24 protein-coding genes are annotated in these 21,342 nt (G+C 68.6%); 18 read left to right on the forward strand and 6 right to left on the reverse strand.

The features are described 5' to 3' along the window. Positions 1-30 precede the first annotated feature (30 nt). Genes A5789_RS28045 through A5789_RS28055 form a run of 3 tightly spaced genes read left to right on the forward strand, consistent with a single transcriptional unit; the run spans position 31 to position 3,916 of the window. Positions 31-1,404 (forward strand): hypothetical protein, encoded by a 1,374-nt coding sequence (locus tag A5789_RS28045; protein WP_321190250.1) that lies wholly within the window; start codon positions 31-33, stop codon positions 1,402-1,404. Between the two features lie 50 nt (positions 1,405-1,454). After that, positions 1,455-2,690, forward strand: a complete 1,236-nt coding sequence (locus A5789_RS28050; RefSeq protein WP_064901323.1) for a MoxR family ATPase — start codon at positions 1,455-1,457, stop codon at positions 2,688-2,690. Then, positions 2,687-3,916 carry a VWA-like domain-containing protein gene (locus tag A5789_RS28055; RefSeq protein WP_064901321.1) on the forward strand — a complete coding sequence of 410 codons (1,230 nt, stop codon included), beginning with the start codon at positions 2,687-2,689 and terminating at the stop codon, positions 3,914-3,916. Before A5789_RS28050 ends, A5789_RS28055 begins: the two co-directional genes overlap by 4 nt. Before the next feature lie 56 nt (positions 3,917-3,972). On the opposite strand, the gene mug is transcribed toward A5789_RS28055, so the two are convergent. Further along, on the reverse strand, positions 3,973-4,536 hold the full coding sequence (gene mug / locus A5789_RS28060; RefSeq protein WP_064901401.1) for a G/U mismatch-specific DNA glycosylase: 564 nt from the start codon (positions 4,534-4,536) through the stop codon (positions 3,973-3,975). A 293-nt stretch (positions 4,537-4,829) separates the two neighbouring features. Here mug and A5789_RS28065 point away from each other — a divergent pair, with 293 nt between their 5' ends. From A5789_RS28065 to A5789_RS28100, 8 genes are all read left to right on the forward strand, one after another. Then, positions 4,830-6,176: a family 1 glycosylhydrolase gene (locus tag A5789_RS28065; RefSeq protein WP_064908544.1), complete on the forward strand. Its 1,347-nt coding sequence runs from the start codon at positions 4,830-4,832 to the stop codon at positions 6,174-6,176. 111 nt (positions 6,177-6,287) lie between these two features. Further along, positions 6,288-7,127 (forward strand): SAM-dependent methyltransferase, encoded by an 840-nt coding sequence (locus tag A5789_RS28070; RefSeq protein ID WP_064901317.1) that lies wholly within the window; start codon positions 6,288-6,290, stop codon positions 7,125-7,127. Between the two features lie 92 nt (positions 7,128-7,219). Next, positions 7,220-7,789, forward strand: a complete 570-nt coding sequence (locus tag A5789_RS28075) for a dihydrofolate reductase family protein (protein WP_063012781.1) — start codon at positions 7,220-7,222, stop codon at positions 7,787-7,789. A gap of 14 nt (positions 7,790-7,803) precedes the next feature. Then, entirely contained in the window at positions 7,804-8,160 is a 357-nt protein-coding gene (locus A5789_RS28080; RefSeq protein ID WP_063012902.1) for a YciI family protein, read from the forward strand. Between the two features lie 4 nt (positions 8,161-8,164). Further along, positions 8,165-9,457, forward strand: a complete 1,293-nt coding sequence (locus tag A5789_RS28085) for an RNA polymerase sigma factor (protein WP_063012779.1) — start codon at positions 8,165-8,167, stop codon at positions 9,455-9,457. Positions 9,458-9,717: 260 nt separating this feature from the next. After that, positions 9,718-10,128, forward strand: a complete 411-nt coding sequence (locus tag A5789_RS37485) for an MFS transporter (RefSeq protein ID WP_169812396.1) — start codon at positions 9,718-9,720, stop codon at positions 10,126-10,128. After that, the gene (locus A5789_RS37490; RefSeq protein WP_181064067.1) at positions 10,125-10,595 is read left to right on the forward strand and encodes an MFS transporter; all 471 of its coding nucleotides are present in this window, start codon (positions 10,125-10,127) and stop codon (positions 10,593-10,595) included. Before A5789_RS37485 ends, A5789_RS37490 begins: the two co-directional genes overlap by 4 nt. 106 nt (positions 10,596-10,701) lie before the next feature. Further along, a complete protein-coding gene (locus A5789_RS28100) occupies positions 10,702-11,550 on the forward strand; it encodes a 3-hydroxybutyryl-CoA dehydrogenase (protein WP_064901399.1) in 849 nt (282 codons plus the stop codon). A 56-nt stretch (positions 11,551-11,606) separates the two neighbouring features. Here the strand turns inward: A5789_RS28100 and A5789_RS36995 are convergent, their stop codons facing one another. Then, entirely contained in the window at positions 11,607-11,762 is a 156-nt protein-coding gene (locus A5789_RS36995; protein WP_156511303.1) for a hypothetical protein, read from the reverse strand. A 403-nt stretch (positions 11,763-12,165) separates the two neighbouring features. On the opposite strand from A5789_RS36995, the gene A5789_RS28105 reads away from it, so the two are divergent. Both A5789_RS28105 and A5789_RS28110 read left to right on the forward strand, forming a co-directional pair. Further along, positions 12,166-13,083, forward strand: a complete 918-nt coding sequence (locus A5789_RS28105; RefSeq protein WP_064901313.1) for a cutinase family protein — start codon at positions 12,166-12,168, stop codon at positions 13,081-13,083. Between the two features lie 7 nt (positions 13,084-13,090). Beyond that, positions 13,091-13,525, forward strand: a complete 435-nt coding sequence (locus A5789_RS28110) for a hypothetical protein (protein WP_146102109.1) — start codon at positions 13,091-13,093, stop codon at positions 13,523-13,525. Here the strand turns inward: A5789_RS28110 and A5789_RS28115 are convergent. Then, a complete protein-coding gene (locus A5789_RS28115) occupies positions 13,522-15,171 on the reverse strand; it encodes an acyl-CoA synthetase (protein WP_369817444.1) in 1,650 nt (549 codons plus the stop codon). The two genes, A5789_RS28110 and A5789_RS28115, sit on opposite strands and share 4 nt — an antisense overlap. A gap of 174 nt (positions 15,172-15,345) precedes the next feature. Here A5789_RS28115 and A5789_RS28120 point away from each other — a divergent pair, with 174 nt between their 5' ends. Together A5789_RS28120 and A5789_RS37000 are read left to right on the forward strand one after the other, a co-directional pair. Further along, the gene (locus A5789_RS28120) at positions 15,346-16,206 is read left to right on the forward strand and encodes an oxygenase MpaB family protein (RefSeq protein WP_082941007.1); all 861 of its coding nucleotides are present in this window, start codon (positions 15,346-15,348) and stop codon (positions 16,204-16,206) included. A 51-nt stretch (positions 16,207-16,257) separates the two neighbouring features. Next, on the forward strand, positions 16,258-16,431 hold the full coding sequence (locus A5789_RS37000; RefSeq protein WP_156055502.1) for a hypothetical protein: 174 nt from the start codon (positions 16,258-16,260) through the stop codon (positions 16,429-16,431). 49 nt (positions 16,432-16,480) lie between these two features. Here A5789_RS37000 and A5789_RS28125 read toward each other — a convergent pair whose 3' ends face one another. From A5789_RS28125 to A5789_RS28140, 3 genes are all read right to left on the reverse strand, one after another. Then, entirely contained in the window at positions 16,481-17,044 is a 564-nt protein-coding gene (locus A5789_RS28125) for an NUDIX hydrolase (RefSeq protein WP_064901309.1), read from the reverse strand. Between the two features lie 49 nt (positions 17,045-17,093). Then, on the reverse strand, positions 17,094-18,050 hold the full coding sequence (locus tag A5789_RS28130) for an endonuclease/exonuclease/phosphatase family protein (protein ID WP_064901307.1): 957 nt from the start codon (positions 18,048-18,050) through the stop codon (positions 17,094-17,096). A 229-nt stretch (positions 18,051-18,279) separates the two neighbouring features. Then, a complete protein-coding gene (locus tag A5789_RS28140) occupies positions 18,280-18,855 on the reverse strand; it encodes a TetR/AcrR family transcriptional regulator (RefSeq protein ID WP_227462653.1) in 576 nt (191 codons plus the stop codon). Between the two features lie 163 nt (positions 18,856-19,018). On the opposite strand from A5789_RS28140, the gene A5789_RS28145 reads away from it, so the two are divergent. From A5789_RS28145 to A5789_RS28155, 3 genes are all read left to right on the forward strand, one after another. Next, positions 19,019-19,753, forward strand: coding sequence for an SDR family oxidoreductase (locus tag A5789_RS28145; RefSeq protein WP_063012760.1), 735 nt, complete (start codon positions 19,019-19,021; stop codon positions 19,751-19,753). Positions 19,754-19,848: 95 nt separating this feature from the next. Continuing rightward, entirely contained in the window at positions 19,849-21,012 is a 1,164-nt protein-coding gene (locus A5789_RS28150; RefSeq protein ID WP_064901303.1) for a CdaR family transcriptional regulator, read from the forward strand. A gap of 108 nt (positions 21,013-21,120) precedes the next feature. Beyond that, positions 21,121-21,318 (forward strand): hypothetical protein, encoded by a 198-nt coding sequence (locus A5789_RS28155; protein WP_193615443.1) that lies wholly within the window; start codon positions 21,121-21,123, stop codon positions 21,316-21,318. Positions 21,319-21,342 lie beyond the last annotated feature (24 nt).

A 21,342-nucleotide genomic window follows, 5' to 3' on the forward strand; every position in this document is an offset into this window, starting at 1 on the left:
GCCAGGTGAGTGCTGATGCACCCTGTGACCGTGAACGGGAACGATTCCCGAATTCCCTTGTGGCTGCGGATACGCGAGTTCGCCGTGCCGCCCTCCATGATCGAGACCGCGACCACCCGGCGCCGTGCCGGGGACTGGGCCGGAGCGTGTGCCGCGGCGGGGGTCGATGTCGATGTCGATCCGCGCGCACTGGCACATACCCACGGCAGCGAACTTGCCGCCCGAGTACTGGGCGATCTGCGGCATCTGGCGCCGGATCTACTGCGCTGGCATATGCCGAGGGTCGCTTCCGACGGCGTGTTACGGCCGGGCCTCACGACGACTCTGGCTCGATACGACACCGGACAGCGCAGAAAGCGATGTCGTAGAGCCAGTTTCGTGCATCTCGTCGTCCGCACGCCGCCGGCCTGGGCGGACTCCGGACAACGTATGAGCCTGGCGCTGTGGGACGAATCCTGTCCGGACCGCGGGATCGGCTCGCATCCGCATCCCCGACCCAACCGCTGTTTCCGATTCGACCTGCACCGTCACCTCTGGGACGCGCGCCGCACCGACGAACTCGGAACACGGTGCGGCGCAGGGGAAACAGCCGAGGTAAGCCGCACGGAGAGTGCGGTCGCGAAGCACGCCCCGCCCGGGAGTGCTGTCGACCTGTGGGCGGCCGAGGCGGAGTTACTGCTGTGCGCCGACGGATATCGGCGCGGACCGGTGCTGGTGCAATTGGGCGCACGACATCGGGTGATCCTCGAGTACGAAGGGGATCCTCCCGCGCTGCGGGTCGCGCCGGGATACGCGCAGGGCGCGGTACCCACGCTTCCGATCCTGCCGTACGCGGCGACCTGGGTGCTTCCCGATCTGGCATTGCTGCGCGCCGGTGCGATCACGGCCGATCGCCTGCATCCGCTGGTCGCTTCGGCGATCGTGCCTGAGTTCTGCTCGGCCGCAACGTCGTTCGAGGCAGAACGGCACGATCATCCGCATCTGGTGCGGTGCCGGGGAGAGCAGCACCGCATCGCACTGGTGGACGGCGAGCTGACCGCGCTCGATCACAGCCCCGCCGAGATCCGCCGCGAAGAACTGCTCGTCGCACTGTCCGGGACACCGCTGCCCTGCCTGCAAGCGATCGATCTGGCGCACCGCCGGCCGGATTGCCTTGCCGGTGTCCGGGATCGGTTGCGTCACGGAGATATCGCCGGAGCGTTGGCCGTCGTCGAAAACCTGCTCGGAACCGCGGCGCTGTTGCGTCCGGGAGCGTTGCGAGACGAACTGGAGGCGGCCGCACAGCGGGAAAGCACGTACCGGCAATTCCGCACCGGGCTGTCCGATTCCTCTGAGGCCTTCCCGCCGGCGAAACGACGCACGCCCTCCCACCGCACACATCCCCGCCATGCGACGTCGCGCTGACCGCGCACCGCGCATGTGCCCGATTCTTCTGAAACCGAGGGTGATTCACGATGACCACACCTGTTCCGACCACGGCACGAGCCGCCGCCCGGCTCGACGCCGCCGGAGAACTGCTGACTCTGCTGAACGAGGCGACCACCGAGCCGCGCTCCGATATCCAACTGGAGGCCCTGACCGTGGCCGTGGCCGCCGACCTTCCGGTGCTCCTGTGGGGCGAACCCGGAATCGGGAAGACCGCGGCCCTGACCCAACTCTCCGAAACCTTGGACCTTCCGCTGACCACCGTGATCGCGAGTGTGCACGAACCGTCCGATTTTTCGGGCCTGCCCGTCGTCGGAGAGGATCCCGCGGCACACGGTGTGCCGCTGGCTCCGCCGGATTGGGCGGTACGGCTCGTGCGCGCCGGTCGGGGTTTGCTGTTCCTGGACGAACTGTCGACCGCACCGCCCGCGGTGCAGGCGGCGCTGTTGCGGCTCGTCCTGGAACGCCGAATCGGTGCGTTGCGGCTGCCGGCCGGTGTCCGCGTCGTCGCTGCCGCCAACCCGCGCTCGTCGGCCGCGGACGGCTGGGAATTGAGCCCGCCGCTGGCCAACCGATTCGTCCACCTCACCTGGACTCACGACCCCGATGTCGTGGTGCGCGGCTTGGGCGGAGTCTGGCCCCGTGCGGATCTGCCCACGCTGGACCCCGAAAAGTTCCCGGAGGCAGTGGCTTTCGCTCGACGCGCGGTGTGCGGGCTGCTCGCTGCCCGGCCCGCGTTGGTGCATCGCATGCCCAGCGGTGAAGCACGACGGGGCGGCGCCTGGCCGTCGCCGCGCAGCTGGGATATGACACTGCGACTGATCGCCTTCGCGACCGCGGCCGGCGTCGGTCGGGATGTGGTGTCCATGCTGGTCCGGGGCACCGTCGGTGACGGCCCCGGATTCGAACTGCTGACCAGCATCGACCGGATGGAACTTCCCGACCCGGAGCAGCTACTCGCCTGTCCGGACACCGCTGACCTGCCGGAACGCGGTGATCTGCGCCAAGCCGTGCTCGACGCCGTGGTGGCGGCGGTCCGCCGGCAGCCGGAGAAGTCGCGCTGGGACGCGGCCTGGGCGCTGTTGGCGAAGGCCGTCGAGACCGGAGCGCCGGATCTGGTGGTCGTTCCCGCAACCACCCTTGCCACACTGCGCCGCGAGCAGTGGGAGGTCCCGGCATCGATCGAGCACCTCGCCGGAACGGTGTCGGTGTCCCGACAGGCGGACCGCGCCGCGGAACGCGTTGCCGCGCAGGCGAGACGATGACCGCGGGGGCCACGACGGTGGATTTCGAGAAGCTCGGCGCCGCCCGCCTGCTGGCCGCGCGGGCTCGCCCCTATCTGGCCACCGCCCTGTACGCGTTGCACATCGTCGAGTCGCCCGCGGTGCCGACGATGGGTGTGGACCGGTACTGGCGGTGCTACGTATCGCCGGTGTTCGTCGGCCGCACGGCCGTGGAGGAGCTGGCTTCGATTCTGGTACACGAGGTTTCGCATCTGCTGCGCGACCATCACGGGCGCAGTGACCGATTCGCTCGTGAGCACGATCTGACCGGTCCGGCGGAACGGCTGCGAATGAATATCGCAGCGGACGCCGAGATCAACGACGATGCCTTCGGTGACGGGTTGATCGAGCCGGAAGGCGCTGTCGTACCGGCAAGTCTGGGACTGCGCAGCGGTGAACTCATGGAGGACTATCTGCGTCAATTCCGCTTGGGACCACACACCCAGGACATGGCGTGGCTGGATTGCGGCAGCGGTGCCGACGGACTGGACCGCGCATGGGAGTACGGGCCGGACGGTGCGAACGGCCTCAGCGATCAGGAACGCGAAGCGGTCCGGTTCCGCGTGGCCCAGGGTATCGACGGTCATCCGGGTAACGCGCCCCGGGGGTGGCGGCGCTGGGCGGAGGAGGCGTTGCATCCACCGCAGCCGTGGCGGGACCTGCTGCGCGGCGCCATCCGCTCCGCGGTCTCCGCGTCCGGTGCCGGCGACGACTACACCTATGGCCGGCCGGCTCGGCGATCAACCGCAGTGCCCGGCGTGGTGCTACCGAGCCTGCGGCACACCCCGCCGCGGGTCAGCGTGGTGATCGACACCTCGGGGTCGGTGAGCGACGCGGAACTGGGTAGCGCCCTGGTGGAAACGCTGGCGATCTTCCGTGCCGTGGGCGGTCGCCGCGATCTCGTCCGGGTCCTGTCCTGCGACGCCGCGGCTCGGATCGCGCAACCCCTGTGCCGAGCGGACGGCATCGAGCTGGTCGGTGGCGGCGGCACGGATCTGCGCGCGGGTTTCGCCGAAGCGCTACGCGCGCAGGTCCGTCCGGACGTGATCGTTGTCCTGACCGACGGTCATACACCGTGGCCCGCGGCCCGGCCCGCGTGCCGGACGGTCGTGGGCTTGCTGGGACGACAGCGGTCGTGGAACGAGGCCGATCCGGATTACTTTCCGGCGCGGCCGCCCGACTGGGCACGGGTCGTTCGAATCGGGTGACAGCGGCATCGGCCGGTGTCGCCGTGGTCAACCGCGGTGGCAGCGACATACCGACGTCAGCCGGTTTCCGTCGCCTCCCGCAGTGTGCGGAATTCGGCTGCCAGGGCGTCGAGGGTGTAGTGGGCGTTGAGGCCGCTCGGGTTGGGTAGCACCCAGATCGCGGTGGTGCCGAGGGTTTCGGGTTGGCGTCCGACGGTGGTTCGCGGCCGGCCGAATGCGGTGCGGTAGGCGCCCAGGCCGAGGACGGCCAGGACGCGTGGGCGGTAGTGCCGGACTCGCTCGGCAAGCGCGCGACCGCCCTCGCGCAGCTCCTCCGCTGTGAGTTCGTCGGCCTTCGCGGTCGTTCGTGCGGCGACATTGGTGATGCCCAGCCCCAGTGCGAGCAGTTCTTCCTGCTCGTCGGGGCGGAACAGGCGTGGTGTGAAGCCGGAGCGGAACAGCGCGGGCCAGAAGCGGTTTCCGGGGCGAGCGAAATGGTGGCCGGTCGCGCCCGACCACAGTCCCGGATTGATACCGCAGAACAGGACCCGTAGGCCGGGTGCCACCAGATCGGGAATGGTCCGGTCCTTCGCGGCGGCGAGGTCCGCCGGCGTGGGGCGGTACGCGGCGGAATGTGCCATCCGCCCAGTCTGCCGGAACGGGTGCGGCACCCGGACACGGTGGTCGCGGGCTCGCTCCACCGGCATGGCCGCCGCCGCGCTCCGGGAGATCGACACGTGGGTCGCGGACCGACTGCGGGAGAAAACGATCTGACCAGGCCGGAGCTGGGCGGCTGACCGTCCTCCGATGCGGTGCGGCCGCGAGCCGTCGCGATGCTCGCGGGTCGCTGGTGCGCCGGCGGAACCCATTGTGACGGTGACGTAGTGGTGACCGATCACCAGCGCGGACGGACTGTATTCGTTACCCTGGCTTGATGCGATCCCGGTTTCTGCGCAATGTCTCGGCCGTGTTCGTCGCTGTTGCGTCGGTGTTGCTGAGCGGCACTCCGGCCCTCGCCGGCCCACCGATGCGGGCGGCGGCGCTGTCGTCGCTCGACCCCGGTTTCCTGTGGGGCGTGTCGAGTTCCGGTTTCCAGTCCGAAGGACATGCGCCGGACAGCAACTGGACTCGCTATATCGCTCGCAATCCCGGCTACGAACCACTGCAGGATTCGGTCGACTTCGTCGATCGCTACGACTCCGACATCCGCCTGGCCGCCGATATGGGCATGCGCGTGTTCCGGGTCGGGATCGAATGGGCGCGGTTGCAGCCCACGCCCGGGAAGTGGGACGACAACGCGTTTCGCTTCTACGATTCGGTCGTCGACAGCATCGTGCGCGCCGGGATGCGGCCGATGATCACCCTCGACCACTGGGTGTATCCGGGCTGGGAGGCGGACCGGGGCGGCTGGCGCAATCCGGGCATGGTGGGGGACTGGCTGGCCAACATGCGCGCCGTCGTCGATCGCTACTCCTCGCGGAACCCGTTGTGGGTCACCGTGAACGAACCGGTCGCCTACATTCAGAACGAGGTGCGCGAGGGCGGCGCCGATGCCAACACGATGCTGACCGGGGTCGTCGACGTGCACAACGCCAGCTACGACTACATCCATCAGAAGCAGCCCGGAGCTCAGGTCACCGCCAACGTCGGATATGTCGCGGGTGCGGAGGATCAGGTCAACGGCGAGTTGGTCGACCGGATCGGCGCCCGGCTCGACTACGTGGGCGTCGACTACTACTTCGGATTCGACCCGGCGCAGTCGCTGTACAGCGCGATCGGACGGGCCACCGGTTCCGCGATGCCGCCCCTGCCCGGCCCGCGCATCTGGGAGATGCCGCTGCGCACCGAGGGTATCTACTATGCGCTGCAACACTATTCGCGCCGCTTCCCGGGCAAGCCGCTGTATATCGTCGAGAACGGCATGCCCACCGAGAACGGCCTGCCCCGCGGCGACGGCTACACCCGCAGCGACCACCTCCGCGACACCGTCTACTGGCTGCAGCGCGCCAAGGCCGACGGTATGAACGTGATGGGCTACAACTACTGGAGCCTCACCGACAACTACGAATGGGGCAGCTACACACCCCGTTTCGGCCTCTACACCGTCGACGTCCGCACCGATCCGTCGCTCACTCGCCGTCCGACCGACGCCGTCGGCACCTACGCGCAGATCGTCGCCGCGGGCGGCGTCCCCGCCGACTACCGCCCCACCCGAGCCCCGGCCCTCTGCATCTTCGTCGACCCCCCGGCCAGCTGCCTCAGCCCGGTCGCGGGGCCGTAGCCATTCCGGAAGTCATCCGGGCCGCTCCACTGATGTCATCGATGCCGTGGTGTGACGGTGGCCCGCAGTGGTTAACTCCTCTGCGACAACACAAGTGGAGAGGAGCGGGCCGTGGCCGACGACGGCGGTGTGGTGGATCTCGGACAGGATCGGGCGCACAGTGCCCGCATATACGACTACTACCTCGGCGGACGTGACAACTACGAAGCCGACCGGGTAGCGGCGGCAGCGATCGAGCAGGCCATCCCGTCGGTGCGGGCGGTCGCGCGGGGTAACAGGGCATTCATGGCGCGCGCGGTCCGGCACCTGAGTGCCGACCTCGGCGTTCGCCAGTTTCTCGACATCGGCACCGGAATCCCGACCGAGCCGAACCTGCACCAGGTCGCGCAGGAGGCCGCACCCGATGCGCGCGTGGTGTACGTCGACAACGACCCGATCGTGCTGGCCCACGCGCGGGCACTGCTGACCGGGACTCCGGAGGGGGTCACCCGATACGTCGAGGCGGATGTGCACGATCCGGGAAGGATTCTGTCCGCACCCGAGGTGGAGGCGACACTGGACTTTTCGAAGCCGGTGGCGCTGAGTCTGATAGCGCTGTGTCACTTCGTGCCGGGAGACGAGGTGTACGACATCATCGACACCCTGCTGGCACCGCTGGCCCCTGGATCGTTTCTGGTGATGACACACCTGAGCCCCGATTTCGCCCCGGACATGGTCGAGGGGACGGTCGCGGCCTATCGGCAGAGCGGGATCGAGATGGAAGCTCGGTCCTACGACGGGGTCGCGCGCTTCTTTCGCGACATGGATGTGATCGAGCCCGGCATCGTGGCGATCGACGACTGGCACGCCGGCGGGGTGGCTCCCGCACTGCCCGACGATGTGAGCACGCTCGACACCGGTGCGACCGCGCCTCCGGCCGCCGGATATGCCGCGGTCGGCCGCAAGCGGTAAAGATTTTTTCCGATGATGTCGATTCCAGGGGTGTCCCGTTCGAGGGGTAGGTGAGGGGCTGAGAGGCAGCCCACCCCTGGAAGGACACAAGCATGCGCACAGTGGTGGCTTTCGAGCACATGACGCTGGACGGTTACGCCTCCTCCGGCGAGAACCTGGGATTCGAGTTCACCTTCCGCGCCTACGACGACGAATTGCAGGCGTATGCCGAACACATTCAGGCCGACTTCGACACCGCGGTCTACGGCCGGGAGACCTATCTGGGGATGTTCGGATACTGGTCGCAGCATCCGAATGCCGAGAGTTCGCCGGCCGAACGCAGGCACGCCGAATGGGTCAACGCCGTGGACAAGATCGTCTGCTCCACCACGCTGGAGTCGGCCGAATGGAACAACACCCGGCTGATCAGCAGCGACCTCGCCGCGCAGATCGAGGCGCTGAAGCGTGAGGACGGCGGCGTGATCGCGATCTACGCCAGTCCCAAGCTGGTGCATTCGTTCATCGATATGGGTCTGGTCGACGAGTTCCGCATCGTCGTCCATCCGGTCACGCTCGGTTCCGGCACGCCGGTGTTTCACGACAAGGCGAAACTGGATCTCGACCTGCTGGAGTCGAAGGCTTTCGGTTCGGGCGCGGTGTATCTGCGCTACCAGGTGCGATGAGGAAGGATGCGGACATGCGCTATCTGATGCTGATCCGTCTCGATCCCACGGCCGCGCCGACGCAGGGGCCGGATCCCGCGATGGCCGAGAATATGGGCAAACTGCTTGAGGAGATGACCAAGGCCGGCGTCCTGCTCGACACGGCGGGACTGCGACCGGTCGAGGAGGGCGTGCGGGTTCGCCAGACCGGTGGCAAGCAGAGCGTGCTCGACGGCCCGTTCAGCGAGTCCAAGGAGGTCATCGGCGGATACTGCCTCGTGCAGACCCGCTCGCAGGACGAAGCCGTGGAGTGGGGTTCGCGGTTCCTGCGGTTGCACGGGCCGGAATGGGATATCGAACTGGAGATCCGTCAGCTCGACGACCAGGCTTGACGTTATGTCCTTACCCGAGGTGAGTGGCCGCCCGCACGATGGTGCCGACGGCCGCTCACCGGCGGCTCGGGCCGTCGAGGCGGCGTGGCGCATCGAATGGCCGAAACTCGTGGCCGGACTCACCCGGCTGGTCGGTGATATCGCCACCGCCGAGGAATTCGCCCAGGACGCACATCTGGCGGCCCTGGAACAGTGGCCGCGCGAGGGGGTTCCGCCGAACCCGGGCGGCTGGCTGATGCTCACCGCGAAACACCGCGCCATCGACCGGATCCGGCGTGACGCCACCTTCGCCCGCAAACTGCCGATGCTCGGACACGACCTGCTCACCGAACAGACCGGCGAGCAACCGAACGACATCGATGACGACCTGCTGCGCATGGTGTTCACCGCATGTCATCCCGCGTTGTCGCAGCCGGCTCGGGTGGCATTGACGCTGCGCATGGTCGGCGGCCTGACCACCGAGGAGATCGCCCGCGCGTATCTCGTGCCGGAAACGACGGTGGCACAACGGATCGTACGAGCCAAACGCACCATCGCCGAGAAGAAGCTGCCCTACGAGGTTCCGGCGGGTCCGCAGCTGGCCGACCGGCTGGAATCCGTGCTCGAGGTCATCTATCTGATCTTCAACGAGGGGTATGCCGCCACCTCCGGCGACAACTGGGTGCGCGCCGAACTGTGCGACGACGCATTGCGATTGGCGCGCATCCTCACCGGGCTGATGCCCCGGGAGCCGGAAGCATTCGGCCTCGCCGCACTCGTGGAATTGCAGGCCTCCCGGACCGGCGCGCGCAGCGACGCGACGAAACAGCTTGTGCTGCTGCCCGATCAGGACCGCAGCCGCTGGGATCAGCTCTCCATCCGCCGCGGTTTCGCCGCCCTCGGCCGGGCCCACAACCTGGCCGTGCGTCGTGGTGTTCCGCCCGGCCGCTACGCCCTGCAGGGCGCCATCGCCGCCGCGCACGCCATGGCCGCCACCTCCGAGGACACCGACTGGCGGCGCATCGCCGGCCTGTACGCCGTTCTCGCCGAACGCTTTCCGTCGCCTGTCGTCGAGGTGAACCGCGCCGTCGCGGTGGCCATGGTGCACGGTCCCGCCGCGGGTCTCGACCTCGTCGACGCGGTGGCCGCGACCGGCACACTCGACTCCTACCATCTGCTCCACGCCGTGCGCGCCCACTTCCTCTCGCAGCTGGACCGCCCGGCCGATGCCCGCGCCGCCTATTTGCGCGCCGCCGCACTCACCGCCAACGCCGCCGAACAGGCGTTGTTGCGCGACCGTGCCGCCCGCCTGAATTAGGTCGAGTGTCGCCGGGCGCCTTCGATTTCCGGCGGCGTCGCCACCGCGTCGATACGCGTTGTCAAGGTGGCGAGGTGAGTTCTCCGGAGGCATCCGAACGGTAGCCGCTCGGCCTGTGGGCCGGGCGGCGTTGTGAGCAGGATTCCCGCCGGTCGCTGAGCGACCGGTGCGGTCGGCGTCTCTCGCAGCGCCGGATGATGCCGGATTCTTTCGCCGGGCGCCCGCATACGTGTGCGCCCAGTCTCCTGGAGTACTTCCTCATGCCCCCTGTGGTTTTCGTGCTGGCTGTCGCGGTGTTCGCGCAGGGCACATCGGAGTTCATGGTGTCGGGACTGCTGCGGCGGATCGCCGACGATGTCGGCGTCTCGCTCGGCGCCGCCGGTTTGCTGACCTCGCTGTTCGCCGCCGGAATGGTGATGGGAGCGCCGGTGATGGCGATGACCGCGGGCCGGTTGCCGGTTCGATATTCGGTCACGGCGTTTCTCGGGGTCTTCTGCGCCGCTCACGTGATCGGCGCTACCACAACGGGTTTCGCGGCGCTGGTGGTCACACGGGGTGTCGCGGCGGTCGCCGAGGCCGGATTCCTCGCGGTCGTGCCGGCCGCACTGCCGCGGTTGGCCGGTCCTGCCATGGTCGGGCGCGCCCGGCCTCCGTGGTGGTCTCCGGCGTGACCGTGGCCTGTATCGCCGGTGTGCCCGCAGGCACGATGCTGGGTGAGGTCTGGAGCTGGCGTTCGGCGTTCTGGGCCGTCGCGGTGCTCAGCGCGGCGGTGCTCGTGCCGGTGTGGACGATGCTCGGCCGGCGAACACAGGCCGAGGGTGGTGCGCCGAGCGGGACCGTCCCTCCGATGCGGCGCGAATGGTCCGTGCTGACGCAGCGCCCAGTTGTGCTCGCCGTCATCGCCGGAGCCCTGGTCAACGCCGCGACCTTCGCCGCATTCACCTATCTGGGCACCCTCGGGCCGGTCGCCGCCGGTTCGACCGTCGATCACACCGGTCGCCCGGCCACCGCGTTGTGGTGCGGTGCCGCCTTCACCGCTGCCGCGCTGGGTGTCGTCCTGCCGGAACGGAATCGGCGCGAGGCGAGCCGATCGAGCAGCGATATCGCCCATCGCTGCCCGTCGCGGCGTGGCGGGTGACGGAGCGGTTGCCGGGTCCCGAATTTGCCCGCAACCTGTTCCAACTACCCGAACAGCGATAATGAGCGCGAAAGTGTTCGAAACCGAGATGGTGGGAGAGACGACTGTGAAGCTGATCGGTGTGATCGGTGGCGGAACCATGGGTGCGGGAATCGCCGAGGTATGCGCGAAGGCCGGGAGCGAGGTTCTCGTCCTGGAGACGACTCCGGACTTCGCCGAGGCGGCGCACAAGCGCATCGAATCGTCGATCTCGCGGGGAGTGACGAAGGGCAAGATCACCCAGGACGAGGCCGACGTCGTGCTCGCCCGGGTGCGGGTGACCCTCGACATCGAGGAGTTCGCCGATCGCGACCTGGTCATCGAGGCCGCTCCGGAGATCGAGTCGCTGAAGTACGAGATCTTCGGCAAGCTGGACAAGATCGTGAAGCCCGCCGGCATCCTCGCCACCAACACCTCCTCGATCCCGGTGATCAAGGTGGCCGGAGCCACGCAGCGTCCCGAGCAGGTCGTCGGCCTGCACTTCTTCAACCCGGTGCCGGTGATGCCGCTGGTGGAGGTGATCTCGACGCTGGTCACCTCGCCGGAGACGGCCGCCGCTGTCACCGACTACGCGAAGAACACCCTGCACAAGACCACCGTGCAGGCCGGTGACCGCTCCGGATTCATCGTCAACGCGCTGCTGATCCCGTACCTGTGCCAGGCGGTGCGGATGCTGGAGTCGGGCTACGCCAGCGCCGAGGACATCGACGCCGCGATGAAGGGCGGCTGCGGCTACCCGATGGGTCCGCTCACCCTCCTCGACACCGTCGGCCTCGACATCGCGCTCGCGGCCGCCGAATCGCTGTACGGCGAATTCGCCGAGCCGCACTACGCACCGCCGGCGCTGCTGCGCCGCATGGTCGACGCCGGCCGCCTGGGCCGCAAGACCGGTCGCGGGTTCTACGAGTACAACTAGCGGCGTTGGCCCGCGTTCTCGGTGATATCCGACCGGGAACGCGGGCTCGAGCCGAATCAGGTGTCGGGATCTTCGTTCTGGTCGCGGGCGGGTCCGGGCCCGGCCAGTTTGCCGGAGTGCTCCGGCGGCGTATCGACTGTGCGCTTGCCCTGGGTTTCCTGATCGTCCTGCTCGGCGTCGGCGCCTGCGTCGGTGTTCTCGGGGTGACTCATGCCGTGCGCGTACCCGTTCGGCGGCTGTCGAATCGCGAGCCCGCGCCGACGCCCCGGACCGGGCTCGACGGAACAAGACGGAACCGCCCGCAAGCAAGGTACGGGCCAGAAGTTATTACTCGTTCTTGCCGGAGCTGCTCGCGGGCGCGAGATTGCCTTCTCGTCGTGCATGACGGAAGGTGAGATGTCGATGTCGCGCACTCGTCGGCCGACAGTCAATGTCACTGTCGTGGAACTCTTCTGAACTTTCGGACGCCGGATCTCGACGTGGGCGAATTCGCGCGAATCCGGCGACACTCGGCCGATGGGAGTGATAAGTTATCTATCATTCTCTCAACAACGACACCGCGCCCCCGGGTGCGGAGGTCGCGGCAAAGCTGCCGAGTGATTCGGAGGTGTCACCTTGTCTCCGTTTGCGCGCTGGAAGTCCCTCGCGGCCGCCGGGCTGGTGGCGGCGACGTGTGGCCTGGCGCACTTCGGCGGTGGCGCCCCCGCGCACGCGTCGCCGAGTTGTCCCGGCCTGTATGTGCTGGCCGTGCCCGGCACGTGGGAAACCTCCGACGCCGATCCGCGCAAGGGAATGCTCGCGGCGAGTGTGGATGCGCTGCCGGGCGACGTCGGGGTCGGCTATATCGCATACACCGCGACCGCCTTCCCCTGGGAGGGTGAGGTCTACGGCCGCTCCAAGCGCGAAGCCGTCGACAAAGCCCGTGCCGCGGTCGCCGCGGTGGCAGGGTCGTGCACCGCGACCCGCATCGCGATCGTCGGCTACAGCCAAGGCGCCGACGCCGCGGGTGATCTCGCGGCCGAGATCGGCACCGGCCACGGTGTGGTGGCGCCCGACCGAATCGCATTGGTGGGCTTGATCTCCGATCCTCGCCGCGCACCCACCGACACCCTGATCGGTCCGCCCGTCGTCGGGGCCGGCGCGGGCGGCCCGCGCCCTGGCGGATTCGGTCTGCTCGGTCCGCGGACCTACACGTTCTGTGCGGCCGGGGATCTGTACTGTGCGATGCCCGACGGCGATTTCGCCGGCCGTATCGCCGGATTCTTCGTGGAGATCTCGAATCCCGATCCCGCGATGTTCGACCGGTACTCCCGGGATGCGGGGGATCTTCTCGATTCGGCGCTGGCCGCGGGAGGTCTCGGCTTGCTGGCCGGCCAGCTCGACGCGAACGCCGTGGACGAGCGCAAGGCCCAGATCGCGGAGTTCGTGAATTCCGGTGTCCACCAGAGCTATCCGTTCTACGTCGTCGGGCCCGACGGTGAGACTGCGCTGTCCTGGCTGCGCCGGCAATTGGTGGATCTGATAGGCAGGTGAGGTGGGTATGCGGGAAACGGCCGATCGTGGTGCGGTGGCGATCGTCGGTGCGGACGGGCCGCTGGGAAGTGTGATCGATCGCGTCTGTGGGCAGCAGTCGGTGGCGGTGGTCGGCCGGGTCACTCGCAGAGGCTGGGTGATCGACGGGCCGCCCACGGTGGTCATCGACGTCGGCTCTGCCGAAAACCTGTGGGACAGTGCCGAATTCTGCCAGCGGTGGGGCAGCGCCCTGCTGTATTGCGCGGCGAACCCGGATCCCGGCGGCTTCACCCGGCTGCGTGAATTGAGCGCAACCGTACCGGTCGGACTCGCCACGACCCTGGCCCGACGCGATACCGGGCTCGAGTTGCTGGCCGCGCAATTGCTCGGTGTCGCCGGGGAACTCGCGTCGGCGGTCCCCGGCTGGTATCCGATCGCGGATCGGTTCTTCGCGGCGAACTAGTCGGCGGGTGCGACGCGTTCGGATTCCAACTGCCGCCGCAATAATTTCCCGGTCGCGTTGCGCGGCAGTTCGTCGACGAAGACGACATCGCGCGGAACCTTGTGGCGGGCCAGATTCGCCTTGACGTAGTCGCGGATCTGCTCGGCGTCCACGTCGGCTCCGCCGGCGCGAACGACGAAGGCGCGCAGCCGCTTTCCGAAGTCGTGGTCGTCCACGCCGACCACCGCGGCCTCCGCGACGTCGGCCCGGCTCACCAGCAGGTTCTCGACCTCGAGAGGGTAGACGTTCTCACCGCCGGAGACGATCATGTCGTCGTCGCGGCCGTCGACGAACAGCCGGCCGTCGGCGTCGAAATGCCCGACGTCGCCGCTGCACAACAACCCGTCGACGATCTCCTTGTGCTGCCCGTCGGTATATCCGGTGAAGCTGAGGCCGCTGGAGACGAAAATCGTGCCCACCACACCGGGCGTGGTCACCGGATTGCGGTCGGAGTCGTAGATCGCGACCCGGCATCCGACCGGCGGCCGGCCGACCGTTCCCGGGGCCTCGCGCATATCCCGCGGTGTCGCCACCGCCGCCACCGCGACCTCGGTGGAGGCGTACAGGTTGTAGAGCACGTCGCCGAAGACGTCCGCGGTGCGGCGGCTCAGATCCGGTGAGATGGACGAACCGGCGGCGAAGATCACCTCGAGCGACGACGTGTCGTACTGCCGCAACACCGACTCGTCGAGATCGACGATGCGCTGCAACATCGTCGGCACCAGCACGAGGGTCGCGGCGCCGTATTCGGCCACCGCGGCGAGCGTGCGAACCGGATCGAACTTGCGCTGTCGGAAGACGATTCGATTACCCAGCGCCCAGCCCAGTGTGCACTGGGACAGCCCGGTCCCGTGAAAGATCGGCGCGGCCATCACCATCGTGGCATCGCGTGGCAGCGGTATCCGGTCGAGGAATTGGGCCGACTGCAGCGGGGAAACCTTGTCTCGCGGAGCGCCTTTCGGTGTTCCGGTGGTCCCGCTGGTGAGAATCACGAGTCCACCGGGGCGCGGTGGCGCCGGTACGGGGTCGGTGGAATGCGGCCCGGCCTGCGCATAGATGGTGGTGAGGGCGGAGGTCTCGTCGTCGTCCCAGGTGAGCAGCCGGGGGATGCCGGCCGGAACGGCGCGGGCGCGCTCGACGAATTCGCTGTCCAGGAGCAGAGCCTCGATCTTCTCGCGGGCGACGACCTCGGCGAGTTGCGGGCCCGCGGACCCGGTGTTCAGCAGCACCACCCGGGCGCCCAGCTTGCCCGCGGCCAGCAGGCTCAGAACCATGCCGCGGTGATCGCGGCACAGCACGGCGAGCACGGATCCCGGCCCGAAACCGCGCGCGGCGAGCCCGCGGGTGAGTGCGTTGGATTCCCGGTCGAGGTCGTCGAAGGTGAGGGTGCCCCGTTCGTCGACCAATGCCGGCGCCGTCGGATCGCGGCGCGCGGCGTGGGCGAGCACGGTGACGAAGGGGCCGTAGGTTCCGGCGTCGCGCGCGGTGCGCACGATATCGAGCGGATGCCACGGGTCGAACATGCCCCGCCGCCGCAACACCGACGCGGCGGCGAACGCGTCACCGACGGACCGGACCAGCTCGCTCGCAGAACTCGACAGCACCACACAGACCTCGATCCCAGCTCGGCCGGCGAACCCTTCTGTATCGTGTCGCCGAATAGACTAAGAATATACATTCACATATCGCGGGTTGCCCCGGTTTCGGGGGCATTGCCGTCGACCTTCGGATGGTGAGAAGATGAGACGTCTGATGTCTCAGTGATCCTCGGAGTGATACGTATGAATCGAGCCGCCCGAACCGCCGCCGCGGCCCCGACGCCGGATGCCGGACTCGCCCGCCGGCGGCAGTACATGGCCGGTCCCGCGGCATTGCTGGGCGGCCCGGCGAATGTCGTGATGCAACTCGGTTTGCCGCCGGTCGGCCGCGGAGTCGTCGAAAGTACCGTGGAGAGCGGCCAATACGCGCGGCATCCGCGCAAGCGCGGGCGCACCACGCTGACCTATCTGGCGGTGGCCATGCTCGGGACCGAAGACGACCGTGCCGCCTACCGTGCCGCCGTGGACACCTCGCATCGGCAGGTGCGTTCGCGTCCCGGCAGCCCGGTCCGCTACAACGCCTTCGACCCGCAACTCCAGCTCTGGGTGGCCGCCTGCATCTATCGTGGCGTCGACGATTCGACCCGGTTCTTCTACGGAAGAATCGACGATAACTTGGCGGAGGAGTTCTATCGTGAGTCCGCACGCTTCGGCACCACCTTGCAGATGCCGGAACGGCTGTGGCCGCCGGACCGGGCGGCCTTCGAGGAGTACTGGAACGCCAAGCTGGGCGAGATCTCGTTCGACGACGAGGTTCGCCGCTATCTGCTGGATCAGGTCATCGGCCTGGGGCCGTACAGCCGTGTCGAGCGAATCGCCTTCGCGCGGGTCAATCGCTTCTTCACCACCGGCTTCCTTCCTCAGCAGTTCCGCGACGCGCTGGGGCTCGGATGGGGTCCGCGGCGGCAGCGCGCCTTCGAGATCGTGATGCGAACCATCGGAACGGTGCTGAAGCGCCTGCCCGAACACTGGCGCAGCTACCCGTTCGACGGGTACCTCGAGGATATGCGGCGGCGGCAGGCGCTCGGAAAATCGTTGGTGTAGAAGACGGTCAGGTCGGTCCGCCGTCCCCGCGAGAGGGATACCGTGGTTGTCATGCCTTTCCGCGTATACACGACAGCGAGTGGGCCAGACCGAGAACAGTCTTTCCCCGACCCGGAGGACAATTTCAAGTTCCTCGAGGGGGGAGTGCTGGCGGTCTACACGGCGGCGAAGTACACGTATTTCGCCCCCGGCTACTGGACGCACCTCGAAGAACACAAGCCCTGAACGTTCCCGGTCGGCGGACTCGGGTGCGTAGTCGAGGGCGGCCGGGCTGCTACCGCGCCGACAGCGCGGTGCGCAGTTTGGTGAGGAACCGGCTCAGGTGGGGGTCGGATTCGGGGATGGCGTCGTCATCGATGTCCCACCATCGCCCGCCGGCGAATTCTCGTGGGTCGAGTGCGAAGGGACGTTCGCGGTCGCCGCGCATGACGTACCACAGCGAGACGTCGCGGTGTGGATGCGCTCCGACGGTCCGGGTGATGGTCAGAAACAGGGGGCGTTCGCCGACAACGGTGAACTCGGCCTGCGTTCCGAGTTCCTCGGCGGCCTCGCGTCGCGCTGTGTGCAAGGGGTTTTCGGCGGGGTCCACGTGACCGCCCATCGGCAGGTGCAGTCCGGACTTGCGATGCGCGCCGAGCAGTACCGCGCGGGCATCCGGATCGACGACCACCACATACGAAACGAGGTGCTGCGGCGGTGTGGCGGGAGGTTCCCGCCGGAAGATGTCGTCGGTGTCGTCCAGCCAGGACAGCGTCTGGTCGATGTGCTCCTGCTCCACGGGGTCCAGCGGCGTGATCGCCGCGACGATGTCCGCGACGACTGCGGTGGCCGGGTGCATATGCGGACGATAGCGGCGGGTACCGACAACCGGCCGGAGTCGATCGGGGCTAGTGCGGGCGGAGGAGCAGTTGTGCGATGAGCGCCTTGTGATCGGCGCCGGGCAGGCGGAACGTGTCGACGGTGTCCGCGCGACCGTCGGCGACCAGGATGTGGTCGATGCCGACCAGTGGTGGCCAGCGCTTGTCGGTGGGATACGTGACGAGGTGGCCGGCGCCCTCCTGTTCGGCCGCGTCGTGGAACCGGCCCGAGAGCATCGCGCGGAATTGGGCATGGTCGAAGGTGGCGTTGAAATCGCCGCCGACGATCACCGGCCGATCCGCGGGCGAGCGGTCGAGAATGGTTCGCAGCCGGGACAATTCGTCGGCCCACAGGTGCGTTCCGGAGATCGGGGGCACCGGATGGAAGGCATAGACGGTGACCGGTCCGGCTCCCGGGACGGTCGCGGTCGCGGAGAGCTGGTTCAGGACGAATCCGTCGTATTCCACCGTGTCCGAGAGGGGATGGGCGCTCCAGATCCCGGTACCGGTGGCGGTCCGCCCGGGTGACAGATACCGATGCGGCAGCAACCGGTCCAGGCCCACACCCTCGAGTGCGCGCACCGCGGCCGGAGTCAGTTCCTCGACGGTGAGGATGTCGACCTTGCGTTCGCGCACCTGCTCGATCAGCGCCTGCGGATCGGCGCCGTCGAACAGCAGATTGGCCTGCATCACCGTCACCGGCGTGCCGTGATCGCCGGGAGAGTGGCCGACATACAGCGGAGCTTGCGTCCAGATCGCCACGCCCGCAACGGCAATGGCGACCGCGACCCCGGCCCACCGCTTCGCGGCAGCGAACAGCGCCACTCCGGCCAGTGCGGCACACATCAGATACGGCGCGCCCGACGCCGCCAGAACCAGCCACCGGGACTCGGTTCGATTGAAATGCAGAGCCACACCGGCGGCGCCCACCACGGTCGCGACCGCGGCAAGCGATTCGAGCGCGATCCGCCCCCACGCCGCCCTCACGCGCCCGACCTCCGCACCCCGGATCCGGCGATCGCCCGCCGCGCGGCCTCGATCGTCGTCGGCGCATGCCGCAGGCGGAACGCGGAGGGGTAAGGCCGTTCGGCCGTCGTCCGCGGAAGATCGTCGTGCTCGTCGCCGACTGTGGGCGTCCCGTGCGCGTACGGCTCGGGCGGGGGGAACGGCACGGCACTCCCATCGATCGATCGGCTCGCGGACGTGGTGAGTGTATTCATGCCTCGCGGACGGGTTTTCGGTCGTCGGCCGACGTAGCCGTGCCGTGCAGGACGTTGGCGACCAGGGTGGTGGCGAAGTGCTCGCCGAGAGGCGGGTTCGGCAGCAGCAGGCGGTGGTAGCAGGCGCCCCACAGCTGGTCCACGAGGATCTCCGGGTCGACATCGGCACGCAGTTGCCCGCGCTCCTGTGCGCCGCGCATGGCCTCCACGGCCAGCCGGCGGCGCGGTCCGGAATAGCGTTCCAGCAGGGCGGCGGACAGGTCCGGATCGGTTTGGGCCTGGCCGATGAGTTCGGCGATCACCCGCCCGGCGCGGGTGCGCGTGAGGACGTGGACGAACGAGCGGAGCTGCGCGGTCAGATCGGCCTCGATATCGCCGGTGTCGGGAAAGGTCAGGGCGGATTCGACGGCGTGGAAGTATCCGTCGAGTGCGAGCGCGCCCTTCGACGGCCACCACTTGTACAGCGTCGTCTTGCTGACGCCGGCCTTCTCCGCGACCGCCTCGATGGTGAACGCGCCCATCCCCGACTCGAGCAGCAGCGCGCCGGCGGCGTCGAGCGCCTCGGCGCGCACTTCGGCGGCCGGACGGCGGCCACGGCCTCGTCGCGGGCGTGCCACGTCGTCTTGTTCCGGCATCCTCACCCTCCTTTTCCGAACGTTCTCAGCGTGACATATGGACGCAGCGTCCACAATCTGTTTATATGGACGCGGAGTTCATAAGTTTCGAGGAGGCATCATGGCCGAACACACGCGCGTCGCACTGGTGACGGGAGCCTCGGGCGGCATCGGTCGCGCCGTCGCCCGGCGCCTCGCCGCCGACGGGATGGCCGTCGGCGTGCACTACGCCGGCAACAAGGCCGCGGCCGACGAACTCGTGACCGAACTCGAAGGGCGCGGCGGCCGAGCCCTCGCGGTGGGCGGCGACGTGGCCGACGAACACGCGATGGCCGCCGCGTTCGACGCCGTCGAGGCCGCCTTCGGCGGGATCGATGTGGTCGTCGACACGGCCGGGATCATGACGCTGGGGCCGGTCGCAGACTTCGATCTCGACGCCCTGGATCGCATGCACCGCATCAACATTCGCGGCACCTTCGTGGTCGCCCAGCAGGCCGCGCGGCGCGTGCGCGCGGGTGGCGCCGTCATCACCTTCTCCACCTCGGTGACCCGCCTGGCACCTCCCGGGTACGCCGCCTACGCCGCGAGCAAGGGGGCGGTCGAGGCGATGACCCTGATCCTGGCCCGCGAACTGCGAGGCCGCGACATCACCGTGAACGCGGTCGCCCCGGGCCCGACCGCCACGCCCCTGTTCCTCGACGGAAAGGATCAGGAGGCCGTCGACCGCCTCGCCGCGCAGTCTCCGCTGGAACGACTCGGCACGCCCGAGGACATCGCCGAAGCGGTCGCCTTCCTCGCGGGCCCCGGCCGCTGGATCAACGGCCAGGTCCTCTTCGCCAACGGCGCCATCGCCTGAGGCCCACCCAGCGGGAGGATTCGCCGGAAGGACCCGGCGTGCCGCCACACTCTTGCCATTCTGAGCGGAGGACTCGCCGGAGTGGAGGTGGGCGAATGGACGAGCCGGGTGCCGAGGCGCCGAGACTGCGCGAACTCGGTGCGGCCCCGGACGCCGTGCTGCGGCTGATCCGATACTTCGACGGTTTCGACGAATCCGACGCCAACGCGGATGCGGTGGTCCGCGCCGCGGCGCTACTGGCCGAATGTCCGCCGGGGGCGAGGTGGCCGTCCGGCACCACGATTCGCTACGACGCGGCGGGGCGTCCGCTGCCGGCGGTGATGCCGCCGCCGGAGGTGATCGGCGAGCCGGCGGTGTGGCTGGAGCGGGCCGGCGCCGCGCACGCCCTCGACGCGGTCCTGGTGGATCGGCTGCGGCACTGTCTGCGGGTGGTGGCGGTGCGCGGTTCGGTGGCGGGGCCGACGGGTCTGGACGATCCCGCGCTGCTGGAGGTGGTGTTGTCGGAGAAGCAGCGGCGCGAAGATCGCGTGCGGGCCATGCGCCTGCTCGGCATCGACCCGGCGCAGCCGATGCGGGTGCTCGCGGTATCGGGACCCGGTGCGGTGGAAGCGGCCCGGATCATCGGCGCCCGGGTGCGGCTGGTGCGTTCCGCGCCGATCGGCGCGACCACCGCGGTGCTGATCCAGGACCGGGAAGGCTGCCGGGAGCTGTCGGATGTGCTGAATTCGGCTGTGGTGCAGGAATTTCCGGCGTCACGCCGGGGCGCGTGCGGGCCGTGGGTGGGGATGGGGGAGCGGTTGCCGGCCTACGCGGCCGCCACGTCGTGGGAGCAGGCGCGGCGGGCGTTGCGTTTCGCCTCCTCGACCTGGCACGGGCGCCGGGTGGTCGCGTACGAACGCCTCGGGTCGCTGGCCCTCCTCGGCGAGCTTCCGGTGCAGCGACTGCTAGGCATCTCGGATGTGTTGCGGGTCAACGAGTTCGCCGCCACCGAGGCCGGTGCGCTCGCCGTCGACACGGTCGAGGCGTTCTGTGTCTTCGGATCGCTGCGCCGCACCGCCGCGGAACTGCATCTGCATCACAGCACCGTGGCCGCGCGCATCGCGCAGGTCGAGGCGGTGATGGGCTGGGATGTCGACGAGGCGCTCGACCGCTTCATGGCCACGCTGGCGCTGATGGTGCGACGCATCGCCTTGTCCTCGGCCGAACTCGCCGCGGATCCGGAAGCGGCCGGGCGTGCCGATCCGACGCGTGTCGGATGAATGCGGCCCATCCGGCGACGGGCGGCGGGTGATCCGGATCACTCGGTTCGGCCATGATCGGCAGCGACAGAAGGAGTTTCGACATGGCAGTCACCGGGCGCGTACGCCGTGCAGATCGGCATCCCCGTCGACGACACCGCGGCCGACTATCTGGTCGTCTTCCGGCAGCTACTGCTGTGGCCCGCCGACGCGGAAGGACGGATGGTCGGTGAGGACTCGTATCACTCGGGTCCGGTCGAGATCCGCAAACTGAGTTTCGACGAATTGCCGGGCGAATACATCGAACTCGTGCACTCGAAGGCGTGAAACGGCCAGACTCGGCTGATGGAA

Source organism: Nocardia sp. 852002-51101_SCH5132738 (assembly GCF_001665695.1).
Lineage (GTDB): Bacteria > Actinomycetota > Actinomycetes > Mycobacteriales > Mycobacteriaceae > Nocardia > Nocardia nova.

Bases quoted from the DNA above. Each gene is read 5' to 3' on its own strand.
- A5789_RS28050 (WP_064901323.1), top strand. From the start codon at position 1,455: ATGACCACACCTGTTCCGACCACGGCACGAGCCGCCGCCCGGCTCGAC.
- A5789_RS28055 (WP_064901321.1), top strand. From the start codon at position 2,687: ATGACCGCGGGGGCCACGACGGTGGATTTCGAGAAGCTCGGCGCCGCC.
- mug (WP_064901401.1), bottom strand. From the start codon at position 4,536: ATGGCACATTCCGCCGCGTACCGCCCCACGCCGGCGGACCTCGCCGCC.
- A5789_RS28065 (WP_064908544.1), top strand. From the start codon at position 4,830: ATGCGATCCCGGTTTCTGCGCAATGTCTCGGCCGTGTTCGTCGCTGTT.
- A5789_RS28075 (WP_063012781.1), top strand. From the start codon at position 7,220: ATGCGCACAGTGGTGGCTTTCGAGCACATGACGCTGGACGGTTACGCC.
- A5789_RS28080 (WP_063012902.1), top strand. From the start codon at position 7,804: ATGCGCTATCTGATGCTGATCCGTCTCGATCCCACGGCCGCGCCGACG.
- A5789_RS28085 (WP_063012779.1), top strand. From the start codon at position 8,165: ATGTCCTTACCCGAGGTGAGTGGCCGCCCGCACGATGGTGCCGACGGC.
- A5789_RS37485 (WP_169812396.1), top strand. From the start codon at position 9,718: ATGCCCCCTGTGGTTTTCGTGCTGGCTGTCGCGGTGTTCGCGCAGGGC.
- A5789_RS36995 (WP_156511303.1), bottom strand. From the start codon at position 11,762: ATGAGTCACCCCGAGAACACCGACGCAGGCGCCGACGCCGAGCAGGAC.
- A5789_RS28110 (WP_146102109.1), top strand. From the start codon at position 13,091: ATGCGGGAAACGGCCGATCGTGGTGCGGTGGCGATCGTCGGTGCGGAC.
- A5789_RS28120 (WP_082941007.1), top strand. From the start codon at position 15,346: ATGAATCGAGCCGCCCGAACCGCCGCCGCGGCCCCGACGCCGGATGCC.
- A5789_RS37000 (WP_156055502.1), top strand. From the start codon at position 16,258: ATGCCTTTCCGCGTATACACGACAGCGAGTGGGCCAGACCGAGAACAG.
- A5789_RS28125 (WP_064901309.1), bottom strand. From the start codon at position 17,044: ATGCACCCGGCCACCGCAGTCGTCGCGGACATCGTCGCGGCGATCACG.
- A5789_RS28145 (WP_063012760.1), top strand. From the start codon at position 19,019: ATGGCCGAACACACGCGCGTCGCACTGGTGACGGGAGCCTCGGGCGGC.
- A5789_RS28150 (WP_064901303.1), top strand. From the start codon at position 19,849: ATGGACGAGCCGGGTGCCGAGGCGCCGAGACTGCGCGAACTCGGTGCG.